This is a genomic window from Pseudonocardia benzenivorans CB1190 (assembly GCF_000196675.2).
Classification (GTDB): domain Bacteria; phylum Actinomycetota; class Actinomycetes; order Mycobacteriales; family Pseudonocardiaceae; genus Pseudonocardia; species Pseudonocardia benzenivorans.
The window spans coordinates 2,041,659-2,055,078 of record NC_015312.1; the positions used below are offsets into that span (position 1 = coordinate 2,041,659).

Genomic DNA, 13,420 nt, shown 5'->3' on the forward strand with positions numbered 1-13,420 from the left:
AGGATTCTCCCGTGCGCGTGTATCTCGGATCTGACCATGCCGGTTTCGAGCTCAAGGCCGTGCTGGTCGAGCACCTGTCGGACGCCGGCCACGAGGTGGTCGACGTCGGGGCACTGGCCTACGACGCCCAGGACGACTATCCGGCGTTCTGTCTGGAGACGGCGCGCCGGGTCGTCGCGGACGAGGGCTCGCTGGGGGTCGTGCTCGGTGGCTCCGGCAACGGCGAGCAGATCTCGGCCAACAAGGTGCCGGGCTGCCGTGCGGCGCTGGCCTGGAACGTCGAGACGGCGACGCTGGCGCGCGAGCACAACGACGCGCACGTCGTCGGCATCGGCGCGCGGATGCACTCGGAGGAGGAGGCGAAGGCGATCGTCGACGCGTTCGTCGGCACGCCGTTCTCCGGCGAGCCGCGCCACCAGCGCCGGATCGACATCCTGGCCGAGTTCGAGAAGTCGCACGACTACCCGCCGCTGCCGGGCGCCTGACCGGTGCCCGAGGGCCACACGCTGCACCGGTTGGCGCGGCGGCACGGCCGGCTGTTCGGGCGTGCCCCGGTGCGGGTGAGCAGCCCGCAGGGGCGGTTCGAGCAGGCGGCCGCGCTGCTCGACGGTGCGGTCCTCACCCGCGCCGACGCGCACGGCAAGCACCTGTTCCACCGCTACGGCCGTGACCGGGTCGTGCACGTGCACCTCGGCCTCTACGGCACGTTCGACGAGACGGAGCTGCCCGAGCCGGGCGGGGCGCCGCCGGAGCCGCGGGGCCAGGTGCGGATGCGCATCGTCGGCGCGACCCACGTCGCCGATCTGCGCGGGCCGACGGCGTGCGAGCTGATCACCGACGGCGAGGTGCGCGCGCTGCGCGCCCGGCTCGGTCCGGATCCGCTGCGCCGCGACGCCGACCCCGATCTCGCGTGGGAACGGATCCGGCGCTCGTCGTCGCCGCTGGCGACGCTGCTGATGGACCAGAAGGTCGTCGCGGGTGTCGGCAACGTCTATCGCGCCGAACTGCTGTTCCGGCACGGGATCGACCCGCAGCTGCCGGGGCGGGCCCTGCCGCGCGGGACCTGGGACGCGATGTGGGCCGATCTCGTCGTGCTCATGCGCGACGGGGTGCGCCGCGGCCGGATCGACACCGTCGCGCCCGAGCACGATCCGCGCCGCCGCGGCGAGCCCGGACGCAAGGACCGGCACGGCGGCGAGGTCTACGTCTATCGACGTCAGGGCATGCCGTGCCTGGTCTGCGGGACACCCGTGCTGCACGCCGAGCACGCCGCGCGCAACCTCTTCTGGTGCCCGACGTGCCAGCCGGCCGCGGGCGTCGCCTGACGTCGCAGGACGGTCGCGGGGCCCGGACATGCGTCGACCGGCCCGGGATTCGTACACCGGGCCGGCCGACGGGAGATCCGGACTAGTCCGGTCGTGTGTGGGGCGGGAGCGCCGTTGCCCCCACGATCCTGATGTTCCCCAAGATCAGAAGTCGAAACCCCCGCCGCCGAAGTCGCCGCCCCCGAAATCGCCGCCGCCGAAATCGCCGCCGCCGAAGTCGCCGCCGAAGTCGCCGGCCCCGGGGTCGCCGCCGTCGCCACCCCAGTCGCCGCCGTCGGCGGCCATGCCGTCGGCGAACCCGTCGGCGTAGGCGACCCCGGACATCCCGGAGAACATGGCGCTGAACAGCAGCATCGATCCGAGGCCCCAGGCGCCGGCCACGAGCGCCGGCTTCCACCAGGGCTCGGAGTACCAGCCTGCCGGCACGGGCCGGCCCGCGACGTTGCCGCCGGGGTAGTAGTGCGGCGTGCGATCCGACGGGTTCGGCGAGGCGCTGTAGGCGTGGCCCTCGACCTCGACGTCGCGGTTCTCCGACACCGCGCCTGCCCGGTGCTGGCCGGGCAGCGGCGGCAGCTCGGGTCCGGGGTCCATGCCCATCGCGGTGCGCGCGGCACGGACGTAGTAGAGGCCCTCGTAGGCGGTCTCGGTGACCTGCCGGCACTGCGCGGCGGTGCGGGCCTGCTCCATCTGCGACCCGGCGGCGTTGTACCGCTCGGCCGCGTCGGCCAGCGCCTGCTTCGACGGCTCGTCGGTGCCGACGAGATTGAGCACCTGGCCGCCGAGGCGTTCGACCCAGCGCCGGGCCTCGGCCTTGGAGTCCTCGAGCTCACGCGCCTGCGCGACGGACCTCTGCCGGATCAGCCAGTAGGCGCCCGCGACGATCGCCACCAGGATGATGACGGTCACGACCGTACCCATGAGCCCTCCTCGTCGTGGGTCCTCGTGCGGAGGACCAGTCGTCCGGAGAACGGACGAGACGGGCAGAACGTTCCCCCGGGCGCCGCGCCGGGGCCGAGGCCCCGCGCGCGGCGCGCGTGCACGATGGGTGACCGGTCCCGCCCGGCGGTCCACGCCGGCGGGCACGCCGGCGTGGACCACGGGTCTTGTGGAGGGAGGGCGCCACACGACCCGCGGACGGACCGGCCACGGACGCGACCCACGATGCCACCAGCGCACCGCGGGTGCAGTCGCCCAACTGCGGTTTCTCCGTCCGCGGATGCACTCGGTGACGGTCAAGGCTTCGTTAGCGAATCCGGCGCGGCGGTCCCGACGCGCCGATCATGTTCAGCCGTCAGGGTGCAGGAGTCCGGCATCCGGAGGGTGTCGGGTACGCCAGACGTCGAGGGTCGGGGACGGCCCGTCGGTGTGGAGGAGCTGACGCAGTGTCACCGCCACGGCCGCGCGCGAGGCGGGGTCGCGCGGGAGCATCGTCAGGTCCGGCCCGACGCCGGCGCGGACCGCGGCGATGGTCATGGCCTTGTGGGCACCGGCGACGGGGTCGCCGAACGTGTCGAGCACCTTCTGGAAGGCGGCGTGCCGCGTCTCGTCGAAGTCGACGGCGTGCCCGTTCGCGTCGGTGACCGGGTGGGCCGGGTGCAGCGTGACGCAGGAGACCAGGTCCGGCCCGATGGGGGCAGCGTCCGGGTGGGTGTGGGTCGGGCGCAGCCGGTCCGCGTGCAGATGGGTGTGCGGGCCGTCGGGGGTCGGCGTGCCGGGGCGCGCGATCGGTGCGAACACCTCGACGCGCCCGCACCTGCCGGCGAACACCCGGTGCGGGCCGAGCCGGACCAGCGTGGCGACGAGCTCGTCGGACATCGGTTCGCCCGCGGCGCCGTCGAGTGCCTCGCGCAGCGCCGGGTCGGCGGTGCGGACGCAGGCGTCGACGGTCGGGATGCCCAGGCCGAGGTCGTAGCGGACGGCGACGCGGTCGCGCGGGCGGATCGCCTCCTCGTCGGGCCCGAGCGCGGTCACGACGGTCCGCGCGGCCATCCGCGCGGCCCCTGCGTCGAGGCAGAAGGCGACGGCGTGGTTCCAGCGGTTGTCGGGGCCCGAGGGGACCTCGTAGGCGATGACCTCGGTCGTGTCCGGCAGCTCGAGCCGCACGCCGCCGCGGCCCGTGACGACGCAGCGCGGGCCGCGCGCCGCGGGCTCCCCGGGACGGCGGCTGAACTCGGCGACCGCCCCGGTGACGCCGATCGTCCACGTCGCTCCGGCGTCCGCGAGCTGGGCCTCCACGAGATCGGCGACGGGGTCCGCTGCGTCCGGGCCTGCCATCGGAAGAGCGTCGCAGCCCGGGGTGTGCCGCGGCAAGACGGCGACGGGGGTCGGGCGGCACGCCACCCGGATGTCGGGCGCGCCGGGTGCCGAATGACACAGCTGTAGTTACCATCGGAGCCCATGGATGCCGGAACGAGCGCGATCGGGTGGTGGAGCTGCGTCGACTGCGGCGTCGACGCCGAGCTGCCCGGCATCGACGGGCTGGGGTTCCTCGTGCCGTGCCCCGAGTGCGGCGAGGCGATGACGGAGCAGTGGCTCTGGGACGGCGCCTCCCGCGCGGACCACGCGGGCAGATCGGCCGCCTGACCCCGTCCGGCGGGGTCGTCGCGCACCTACGCGACGGGTGAGGGGCGCCGCGCCCCCACATACCGTCGTTGACCTGCACTTTCTCCCGTCACGACGGGTTCGTCGTCCCGGCCGCGCCCTGCGCGGGGGCCGGGTCCTCGGTTCGATCGGTCCCGGACGGCCCGGCGCGGTGCCGGGGGCTCCGACCGGAGGACACATGCTCGGCGCGCTGGACGACCGGGACGTGATCGAGCAGGTCGTCGACATCGGTGCCCATCCCGTCGCCCGGGCGGGGCCCGAACGCGACGCGATCGTCGCCCGGGTGCGTCGCGAGCTCGCGGCGGACGGCTGCTGCGTGCTGGCGGGGTTCGTCCGGCCGGGGCTGCGCGAGACGCTGCGTGCGGAGGGGGCGGCGGTCGCCCCGCGGGCGCACCGCGACGTCGACGTCGTCAACGTCTACAACACCGACCCCGACCCGACGCTGCCCGCGGGCCATCCCGCCCGGCGGACCATGATCCGCGGCAACGCGTTCGTCGCGCGCGACCTGCTGGGGTCCGACGCGCTCGTCCAGCACCTCTACACGAGCACGGCGCTGCAGGAGTTCGTCGCGGCATGCGTCGGGGCGCCTCGGGTGCACGTGCTGGCCGACCCGCTCGCCGGGCTGACGCTCAACGTCGTCGCGCCGGGGCGTGGGCATCCCTGGCACTTCGACACCAACGAGTTCACGATCAGCGTCGTCACCCAGGAACCCGAGGCGGGCGGCGTGTTCGAGTACTGCCCCGGTATCCGCTCCCGCGGGGACGAGAACCTCGCCGAGGTGGCCGCGGTGCTCGACGGCCGCGCCGAGCACCTGGTCCGCCGGGCCACCCTGCGGGCGGGCGACCTGCAGATCTTCGCGGGCCGCTACGCGCTGCACCGGGTCACGACGGTCGAGGGCGCCCGCGAGCGGCACTCCGCGATCCTCGCCTACAGCGCCAGGCCCGGCGTCGTCGGCAGCCCCGCGCGGACGCGTCAGCTCTTCGGCAGGCTCACCCCGGCGCACGGCGGGGACCCCGTCCGCGTCGACGGCCTGCTGGACTGAGGATGCGCACCTTCGACGCCGAGGACGCGCTGGCGCGGGTGCCGTTGCCGACGCTCGCCGAGAGCTGCGCGCGGTTCCTCGACTGGTGCGCGCCGTTGCTCACCCCCGACGAACTGGCCCGCACCCGTGCGGCGGTCGCCGCGTTCGTCGCCCCGGGTGGCGCCGGTGAGCGCCTGCACGCCGAGCTCGTCCGGTACGACGCCCTCCCGGGCGTGCAGAGCTGGCTCGACACGTTCTGGGCCGACCGCTACCTGGGCAGGCGTGACCGGATCGCCCTCAACGCGAACTTCTTCTTCCTGTTCGAGGACTCGCGGTTGGGGCAGGTCGACCGGGCGGCGGCGCTCGTCGAGCAGGTGCTGGGGTACAAGGCGAGGATCGACGACGAGACGCTCCCTCCGGCGCGGCACGGCGGCGAGCCGCTGTCGATGGTCCAGCACCGCCATCTGTTCTCCTCGACGCGCATCCCGGGTGTCGACCGGGACCGGGCGCGCACCCCCTACAGCGACGCCCACCCCGGTCCCTCCCGAGCACGGCACGTCGTCGTCCTGTTGCGGGGCAACGTGTTCAGGCTCGACGTGATCGGCTCCGACGGGCGCCCGCGCACCCGGGCGGAGATCGCAGCGGGACTGCGCGCGGTCCAGGCGGCTGCGGGCCCGGGCGACGGGGTAGGAGCGCTGACGACGATGGCGCGCGCCGATTGGGCCCGCGCCCGCGAGGCGCTGCGCGACCACGACCCGGCCAACGCCGCGGCGCTGGAGATCGTCGAGTCGGCGCTGTTCTGCGTCTGCCTGCAGGACGAGGTCCCGGAGTCGCCGCTCGCCGCCTGCGACGCGCTGCTCGCCGGGAACAGCGCCGACCGTTGGTTCGACACCGCCGTCTCGCTGATCGTGTTCGGCGACGGCACGGCCGGCTACAACGGCGAGCACTGCAACCTCGACGGCACGACGGTGATCGCGCTGCTCGACGAGGTCCTGGCCGGCACTGCGGCGCTCGCCCCGGCGCCGGTCGCCGACACCGTCCCGGAGTTCGCCGCCGTGCCCTGGGTGCTCGACGACCGGCTGCGCGCCACCGTCACCGACGCCGCCAAGGCCTTCGCCGACCACGCCGCGGCCACCGCGACGACCACCGTCCGCATCGACTTCGGCAGCGACCGGGCCAAGGCACTCGGGATCTCGCCGGACGCGTTCGCCCAGCTGGCCTTCCAGGTGGCGCACCACCGGGCCACGGGCCGCGTCGGCGCCACCTACGAGTCGATCGCGACGCGGCACTTCCGCCACGGCCGCACCGAGGCGATGCGGGTCGTCACCCCCGAGATCGTCGCGTTCACCGCGGCGATGGCCGACCCGGCGGTGCCGGCCGCCGCGCGTCGCGACGCCCTGACCGCCGCCGCCGACGCCCACGTCCGCCGCGTCCGCGAGTGCCGGGCGGGGCGGGCCCCCGAGCAGCACCTCTGGGAGCTGCAGATGATCGCGACCCGGCGCGGAGAACCCGCACCGGCGCTGTTCGACTCCCCGGGCTGGCGGATCCTGCGCGACGACCGCCTCTCCACCAGCTCGGTCCCGTCGCCGCACGTGCGGTTCTGGGGTTTCGGCTCGACGGGCGCGCAGTGCATCGGCGTCGGCTACGCGCTGATGCCCAGCCGGTTCGACCTGTACCTGAGCACCCCGCGGGCCGTCGCCGCGACGATGGCGGCGTTCGCCGCGGAACTGCCGCGTGCCGTCGCGCAGATGGAGTCGCTGCTCGCCGACGAGGGGGACGACCGTGGCTGACGCGGGCTCCGGCAAGGCCGACTTCACCGACATCTACACCGCGGCCGACCCGCGGCCCTACTTCCGCGCGCTCACCCCGCTCGGCTACCAGGTGCCGCGGCACGCGCTGCCCGTCGTCGAGACGGTCCTGGCGGCGGCGCCCGGTTCGCCCACGGTGCTCGACGTGTGCTGCTCCTACGGGATCAACGCCGCCCTCCTGCGCACGACGGCGGCCTACGACGAGCTCGCCGCCCGGCACGCCGACCCCGGCCGCGCCGCCCTGCCGTCGGTCGAGGTCATCGCCGCCGACACCGTCTTCTACGCCGCCCGTCTCACGGACACCGGGCGCGAGCTGCGGATCCTCGGGCTGGACGCGTCTGCGCCCGCCGTCGGATACGCGACGGCGACCGGCCTGCTCGACGCGGGGTTCGCCGAGGACCTCGAGACCGCGGACCCGTCGCCCGCACTGGCCGCGGCGCTCCGCGGGGTCGGTGTCGTCGTGTGCACCGGCGGGGTGGGCTACGTCGGCGCGACGACGTTCGCCCGGATCCTGCGCGCGGTCGACCGGCCGGACCGCACGCGGCTGGTCGTCTACGTGCTGCGGGTCTTCGACTACACGCCGGTCGCGGACGTCCTGGCCGGGTTCGGCCTGGTCACCGAACGGATCCCGGCGCTGGCGTGCCGGCAGCGCCGGTTCGCCGACGCCGCGGAACGAGCCGCGGCGTGCCGCGACGTCGCCGCCCGCGGCCTGGACCCCGTCGGCCGCGAGGCCGACGGCTGGTACCACGCCGACTGCTTCGTCAGCCGCCCCGCGGGCACGACGTCGCCGTTCGGCGCCCTCGCCGCCGTGCGCGCCGGCTCACAACGACGCGGGCAGGCCGTGGCCGGCGAACCCTGACGGCCCGAACGTCGTGATCTCGGCGATCCGCCCGTCGACGATGCGCAGCACGTCGAGCTTGAAGGGCAGGAACTCCGTCGCGCCGGGGGCGCGCAGGTAGCTCGCCGCCGCCGGCATCCGGTTGGCCGCGGTCGGCAGCAGCCGCCACTCGCCGTCGACGCCCGACGTAGCCCGGTCGAACAGCGGCCGCAGCGCGTCCAGCCCGGTGAACTCCATCGGGTAGGGCGGCATCGTGACGCGGATGTCGTCGCGCACCAACGCCACCAGCTCGTCCGGGTCGCCGGTGGTGTGCGCGCGGACGAACCGGTCGAGCAGGGCCCGTTCCTCGTCGGTCGGCGCGGGTGCCTGCCACTCGCCGTGATGAGCGGGCAGCTGCGCACGCAGTGTCGCCCGGGCCCGCTGCAGTGCGCTGTTGGCGGCGGCGACCGTCATCTCCAGCAGGTCCGCGGTCTCGGCGGCCGACCACTCCAGCACGTCGCGCAGCACCAGCACCGCACGCTGGCGGGCGGGCAGCAGCTGGATCGCCGCGAGGAACGCGAGCCCGATCGTCTCGCGCGCGACGGCCAGGACGTCGGGCTGTTCCGCCGTGGGCGCGACCGCGTCGAGCAGCGGGTCGGGATAGGGCTGCAGCCACGGGATCTCCGCGGGGCTGTCGGTCCTCGGGAGACGACGGGCCTTGCGGCGCAGGACGTCGAGGCACGCGTTGGTCGCGATCCGGTAGAGCCACGCCCGCAGGTTCGTCGCGTCGTCGAACGAGTCGCGCCCCCGCCACGCCCGCATCAGGGTCTCCTGCACCAGGTCCTCGGCCTCGTCGAACGAGCCGAGCATCCGGTAGCAGTGCACATGGAGCTCGCGGCGGTGCTGCTGCATCCGCGCGCCGAGGTCGGTCTCGTCCATGTCCGGTTCAACGACGCGGGGCGGGGGTGCTCATCGGTGTCACGACGAGAAGTCCGGCTGGTTGGACCGCACGTGGTCGGCGCGACCCGCGGGCTCCTCCCAGTCCTCCTGACGGCCGAGCGCGGTGAGGTCGAGGTAGTAGTACGACCCGCCCGTCGACTCGGTGCCCCGCGCGTACTGCGAGTACGTGTGGAAGACGCGGTCGCCGTCGCGCAGGAAGCAGGACAGCCCCGGCATCTCGAACGGCTGGGCGTCGCCGGTCCACGTGGGGCCGTACGCGGCGGCCGGGCGGTAGTTGTACTCCGCGGGCAGGACGCCGTCGTCGAGCGTGACGTGGAAGTCGTGGTTGAAGTCGCTGCCGTACGAGGAGTACCAGGGGAGCGTCCAGCCCATCTTCGCCTTGTACCGCTCGATCTTCGGCAGCGGCGCCCGCGAGACGTGGACGAGGGAGGTGTCGCGCACGGCGAGGTGCTCGAGCAGGCCCTGCGACCGCTCGGCGGCGCCCGCGGTGCAGCTGGTGCAGCCCTCCTCCCACGACGGGTCGAACATGAAGTGCACGACCACGAGCTGGCGGCGGCCCGCGAACAGGTCGGCCAGCCCCACCTCGCCCTCGGGACCGGTGAAGCGGTAGTCCTTGTCGATCTCGACCATGGGCAGCTCACGCCGCTTCGTGTTCAGCGCGTCGCGGGCGCGGGTGAGCGCCTTCTCCTCGGCGAGCAGGTCGATGCGTGCGGCCAGCCACTCGTCGCGGCTCGCGATCCGGGGCAGTGCCATCGTCTCTCCCTCGGTCGGGGTGTCCGTCCTGTGGTGGTGACTGCGGCGCGGGCCCGGACTCATCGGGGACTGTGGTGTGCTGCGGCACTCCGATGCGCGTTCGTCGGGCGCCGCTGAGGGCCGCTGCGGTCATGTCCCGCTCTGCCGCGTCGCGCGTACGCCGTCTTGCTTTCGGCCGCGAACCGGCGCACGGTCGTCGTATGGCTGCGCCCGCTGACACGACCCCCGCCGACGCCACGATGACGGCCTTCGAGCCCGGACAGCAGGGCATCTCGCTGCCCCGGCCGCCGGTCTTCGCGACCAGCGCGGAGGAGCGCAGGCACCGCAAGGAGCAGGTCGCCGGGGCGTGCCGGATCTTCGGCCGGTTCGGCTTCGGCGAGGGCGTCGCCGGGCACATCACCGCGCGCGACCCCGAGGACCCGGACATGTTCTGGGTCAACCCGTTCGGCATGTCGTTCCGGCACGTCCGGGCCTCGGACCTGCTGCTCGTCGACCACACGGGCCGCATCCACCACGGCACCCGGCCGGTCAACCGGGCGGGCTTCGTCATCCACTCCGCGATCCACGAGGCGCGTCCCGACGTCGTCGCGGCGTGCCACGCGCACGCGGTGCACGGGAAGGCCTGGTCGTCGCTGGGGCGGGTGCTCGACCCGATCACGCAGGACGCCTGCGCGCTCTACGAGAACCACGTCGTCGTCACCGACGGTGCGGGCGCCGTCGTCGTCGACGAGGAGGCCGCGAGGCTGCTGGCCAAGGGCCTGGGCGACAAGCGCGCCGCGATCCACCAGAACCACGGCATCTTCACCGTCGGGGACACGGTCGCGGAGGCCGCGTGGTGGTTCGTGCAGATGGAGCGCAACGCGCAGGCGCAGCTGCTCGCCGAGGCCGCGGGCACGCCGAAGCTGATCGACCCGGAGAACGCGCGCTTCACCCGCGAGCAGACCGGTAGCCCCTACGCGGGCTGGTTCTCCTTCCAGCCGCTGTGGGACGAGATCGTCCGGACCGACCCCGACCTGTTCGACTAGCGCCCGTCGTGCGGTGACCGGTCCGCCGCGGCGGACCGGTGCGTGCCGGGGGTGTGGCCCATCGTGCGCGCGAAGGTGTCGACGAACGCGCTCGTCGTCGCCCATCCGCAGAGGTGCGCGGTCTCGGTGACGGTCGCGCCCTCGGCGAGCCGGATCATCGCGTGGAAGACCCGGACCCGGGTGCGCCACTGCGGGTAGGTCATGCCGAACTCGGTGCGGTACAGCCGGGTCAGCGTCCGTTCGCCCGCCCCGACGGCCCGCGCCAGCTCCGCCAGCGAGCGTGGCGTGCGCAGGTCGTCCTCGACGATGCGGCAGGCGTCGGCCAGCCGGGGATCGCGAGCGGTCGGCAGCCGCAGCGGCTGGACCGAGGCACGGCGCAGCCGGTCGCCGAGCACGGCCCGGATGCGCGCCGACTCCGCGGCGGGGAGCCCGTCCTCGGTGCACGCGACGATCAGCTCGCGCAGCAGGCCGTCGACGGCGACGACGGTCGGCGAGCTCCCGGTGAGCGGTGTGGTCGCGACCGGGAAGCCGACCGTGTGGAACGACGCGCGCCCGTAGAACCGGTGCTCGTGCCAGACCCCCGCCGGCACCCAGACCGCGCGGTCGCTGGAGGCCACCCAGTCGCCGCGCGCGGTGCGGATCGCGAGTACGCCGGTGCTCAGGTAGATCAGCTGGTGGTCGTCGTGGCGGTGCCGGTCGATCACGTCCCCGGCCTCGTGTGCCGCGGAGTGGGTGGGCGCCTCCGGCATGTGGCGGATGTCCGACATCGAACGGCAGATTATCGGAAGCCCGTCGGCGTCGCGACGATGATCGTGGAGCGGTGAGCACGTTCGAGACCACCGCCGTCGCAGAACCGGCGTCGCACTGGCGGCGCATGCGGGTGTGGGCCGCCGCGCACGCCGTCGACGACTTCTACCAGGGCCTCGTGCCGGCCGCCGTGCCGTACTTCGTGCTGCAGCGCGACATCGGCTACCTCGGCGCGTCCGGGCTCGCGCTCGCGGCGACGCTGGGCAGCGCGCTGCCGCAGATCGCCGTCGGCGTGCTCGCCGACCGCCGCAGGCTGCCGTGGATGTCCCCGCTCGGGATCAGCCTGGCCGGGATCGGCGCGGGTGTCGCCGGGCTCGTCCCGGCCTACCCGCTCATGTTCGTGTCGCTGCTGGTCTCCGGCCTGGGCGTCGCGATGTTCCATCCGCCCGCCGGCCGCGACGCGCGGCGGGCCGCCGGGGGCAGCGCGACCGCGATGAGCTACTTCGCGGCGGGCGGCAGCGTCGGGTTCTTCGTCGCTCCCGCCCTGGCGACGCCGGCTCTCGACGCCCTCGGTGTCGGGGCCACGGCACTGTTCGTCCCACCCGCCGTGCTCATGGGGTTCGTGCTGCTGCGCCACCAGCGCCGCACCCTCCCCGCCACGTCGGCCTCGGTCCGCCGACCCGGCGTCGACCGGCCCCGGCTCTTCGCGACGCTGACCGCCGTCGAGGTCGTCCGGTCGACCGTGTCCTTCGGGGTCAACACGTTCATCGCGCTCTACTGGATCCGCGACCTCGGGGCGACGAGCCTGCTCGGTGGTGTCGCGCTGACGCTGCAGCTGGCCGGGGGCGTCCTCGGGACACTCGGCGGAGGCCGGATCGCCGACCGGATCGGCATGGTCCGCACCGTCCGGCTCGGCAACGCGCTGCTGGTCCCCGCGCTCGTCGCGATGCTGTTGTGCGACAACGAGTTCGCGGCCCTGCCGCTGGCGCTGCTCGTCGGGCTGGTCACCAACATCCCGTTCGCGGTGCTGGTCAAGCTCGGCCAGGACTACCTCCCGACGCGCCCGGGCACGGCCGCGGGCGTCACCCTCGGGCTCGCGGTCAGCGCGGGCGGCCTGGTGCTGCCCCTGCTGGGCCTCGTCGCGGACGCGCACGGGCCCCGCGGGGTGCTGGTGGTGCTCGCGGTCGTCCCCGTCGTGGCGGTCGTCCTGTCGGCGTTCCTGCGGGAGCCCGGCCCTCGGTAGCGCATCCCCATCAGTAGCGCATCCCCATCGCCTCCCGGACCTCGTCGAGGGTCGCCGACGCGATCATGTTCGCGCGCTCGTTGCCGCGGCTCAGGACGTCCTCGACCAGGCCGGGCTCGGCCGCGAGCTCGGCGCGGCGGGCCCGGTGCGGCGCGAGAAACGTGTTGACGGCCTCGGTCGCCACCTTCTTGAGCAGGCCGCTACCGCCGTCGCCGATCTCCTCGGCGATCTCCTGCGGGGCGCGGCCGGTGCAGAGCGCGGCCGTCGACAACAGAGCCGACACCCCCGGACGGCCCTGCGGGTCGAACGTGATGCGCCGTTCGCCGTCGGTGCGGGCGCGGCGGATCAGCGCGGCGGTCTCGTCGGCGGTGCTGTCGAGACCGATGGCGTTGCCGCGTGACTTCGACATCTTCTGCCCGTCGAGCCCCGGGATGTCGGGCGCGTCGGTGAGCATGGGCTCCGGGACGCCGAACGCGGGGCCGTAGCGCTCGGCGAAGCGGCGCGCGATCACGCGGGTCAGCTCGACGTGCGGGAGCTGGTCCTTGCCGACCGGCACCAGGTCGGCCTTGCAGAACAGGATGTCGGCGGCCTGGTGCACCGGGTAGGTGAGCATCAGCCCCGACAGCGCGCGCCCGGAGAGCTCGTGCTCGGCGCGCACCGTCGGGTTGCGGTGCAGCTCGGCCTCCGAGACCAGGCTCAGGAACGGCAGCAGCAGCTGGTTGAGCGCCGGCACGGCCGAGTGCACGAAGAACGTCGTGGCCTGCGGGTCGAGCCCGGCGGCGAGCTGGTCGAGCACCGCGCCGCGCACGTACTCGCGCAGGTGCACGGCGACGTCGCGGTCGGTGGTCACCTGGTAGTCGGCCAGGATCACCATGATCTCGACGCCCGAGCGCTGCAGCCGGACCCGTTCGACGATCGTGCCCAGCAGATGGCCCAGGTGCAGCGGGCCGGTCGGTCGTTCGCCCGTCAGCACACGATGGCGCTGCGGGTCGGCGGCGACGGCGGCGCGCAGGGCGGGCATGCGCGCGACCGTGGCGGCGTAGGAGTCCATCGGTCGTCTCTCCTCGGGTTCGGTGGCCGCACGGCAGCCGACCGGTCCCCGGGAGGGACGAGGCGCGGG

The 13,420-nt window shown here is 74.3% G+C and carries 14 protein-coding genes; 8 read left to right on the forward strand and 6 right to left on the reverse strand.

Annotation, left to right across the window (positions count from 1 at the left end):
* The first annotated feature begins 11 nt into the window (after nt 1-11).
* Entirely contained in the window at nt 12-485 is a 474-nt protein-coding gene (locus tag PSED_RS09715) for a ribose-5-phosphate isomerase (RefSeq protein ID WP_013674074.1), read from the forward strand.
* A gap of 3 nt (nt 486-488) precedes the next feature.
* On the forward strand, nt 489-1,325 hold the full coding sequence (locus PSED_RS09720) for an Fpg/Nei family DNA glycosylase (RefSeq protein WP_013674075.1): 837 nt from the start codon (nt 489-491) through the stop codon (nt 1,323-1,325).
* Between the two features lie 144 nt (nt 1,326-1,469).
* Here the strand turns inward: PSED_RS09720 and PSED_RS09725 are convergent, their stop codons facing one another.
* Nucleotides 1,470-2,243: a hypothetical protein gene (locus tag PSED_RS09725; RefSeq protein WP_013674076.1), complete on the reverse strand. Its 774-nt coding sequence runs from the start codon at nt 2,241-2,243 to the stop codon at nt 1,470-1,472.
* A 366-nt stretch (nt 2,244-2,609) separates the two neighbouring features.
* On the reverse strand, nt 2,610-3,599 hold the full coding sequence (locus PSED_RS09730) for a DUF6925 family protein (protein ID WP_013674077.1): 990 nt from the start codon (nt 3,597-3,599) through the stop codon (nt 2,610-2,612).
* Nucleotides 3,600-3,722: 123 nt separating this feature from the next.
* On the opposite strand from PSED_RS09730, the gene PSED_RS09735 reads away from it, so the two are divergent.
* From PSED_RS09735 to PSED_RS09750, 4 genes are all read left to right on the forward strand, one after another.
* Nucleotides 3,723-3,908, forward strand: a complete 186-nt coding sequence (locus PSED_RS09735) for a hypothetical protein (RefSeq protein WP_013674078.1) — start codon at nt 3,723-3,725, stop codon at nt 3,906-3,908.
* A gap of 196 nt (nt 3,909-4,104) precedes the next feature.
* A complete protein-coding gene (locus PSED_RS09740) occupies nt 4,105-4,968 on the forward strand; it encodes a HalD/BesD family halogenase (RefSeq protein WP_013674079.1) in 864 nt (287 codons plus the stop codon).
* Between the two features lie 2 nt (nt 4,969-4,970).
* Nucleotides 4,971-6,737 (forward strand): choline/carnitine O-acyltransferase, encoded by a 1,767-nt coding sequence (locus PSED_RS09745; protein ID WP_013674080.1) that lies wholly within the window; start codon nt 4,971-4,973, stop codon nt 6,735-6,737.
* The gene (locus PSED_RS09750; RefSeq protein WP_013674081.1) at nt 6,730-7,614 is read left to right on the forward strand and encodes a hypothetical protein; all 885 of its coding nucleotides are present in this window, start codon (nt 6,730-6,732) and stop codon (nt 7,612-7,614) included. The genes PSED_RS09745 and PSED_RS09750 overlap by 8 nt, the downstream gene beginning before the upstream one ends.
* Here the strand turns inward: PSED_RS09750 and PSED_RS09755 are convergent.
* Together PSED_RS09755 and PSED_RS09760 are read right to left on the reverse strand one after the other, a co-directional pair.
* Nucleotides 7,576-8,511: an RNA polymerase subunit sigma-70 gene (locus PSED_RS09755; RefSeq protein ID WP_013674082.1), complete on the reverse strand. Its 936-nt coding sequence runs from the start codon at nt 8,509-8,511 to the stop codon at nt 7,576-7,578. The two genes, PSED_RS09750 and PSED_RS09755, sit on opposite strands and share 39 nt — an antisense overlap.
* 39 nt (nt 8,512-8,550) lie before the next feature.
* On the reverse strand, nt 8,551-9,285 hold the full coding sequence (locus PSED_RS09760; protein WP_013674083.1) for a DUF899 domain-containing protein: 735 nt from the start codon (nt 9,283-9,285) through the stop codon (nt 8,551-8,553).
* A 200-nt stretch (nt 9,286-9,485) separates the two neighbouring features.
* Here PSED_RS09760 and PSED_RS09765 point away from each other — a divergent pair, with 200 nt between their 5' ends.
* Nucleotides 9,486-10,310, forward strand: coding sequence for a class II aldolase/adducin family protein (locus PSED_RS09765; RefSeq protein ID WP_013674084.1), 825 nt, complete (start codon nt 9,486-9,488; stop codon nt 10,308-10,310).
* Here the strand turns inward: PSED_RS09765 and PSED_RS09770 are convergent.
* Entirely contained in the window at nt 10,307-11,077 is a 771-nt protein-coding gene (locus PSED_RS09770; protein ID WP_013674085.1) for an AraC family transcriptional regulator, read from the reverse strand. The two genes, PSED_RS09765 and PSED_RS09770, sit on opposite strands and share 4 nt — an antisense overlap.
* Before the next feature lie 53 nt (nt 11,078-11,130).
* Between PSED_RS09770 and PSED_RS09775 the strand changes: the two genes are divergently transcribed.
* Nucleotides 11,131-12,300, forward strand: a complete 1,170-nt coding sequence (locus tag PSED_RS09775) for an MFS transporter (RefSeq protein ID WP_013674086.1) — start codon at nt 11,131-11,133, stop codon at nt 12,298-12,300.
* A 10-nt stretch (nt 12,301-12,310) separates the two neighbouring features.
* Here the strand turns inward: PSED_RS09775 and trpS are convergent, their stop codons facing one another.
* Nucleotides 12,311-13,351 (reverse strand): tryptophan--tRNA ligase, encoded by a 1,041-nt coding sequence (trpS, locus tag PSED_RS09780; RefSeq protein WP_013674087.1) that lies wholly within the window; start codon nt 13,349-13,351, stop codon nt 12,311-12,313.
* Nucleotides 13,352-13,420 lie beyond the last annotated feature (69 nt).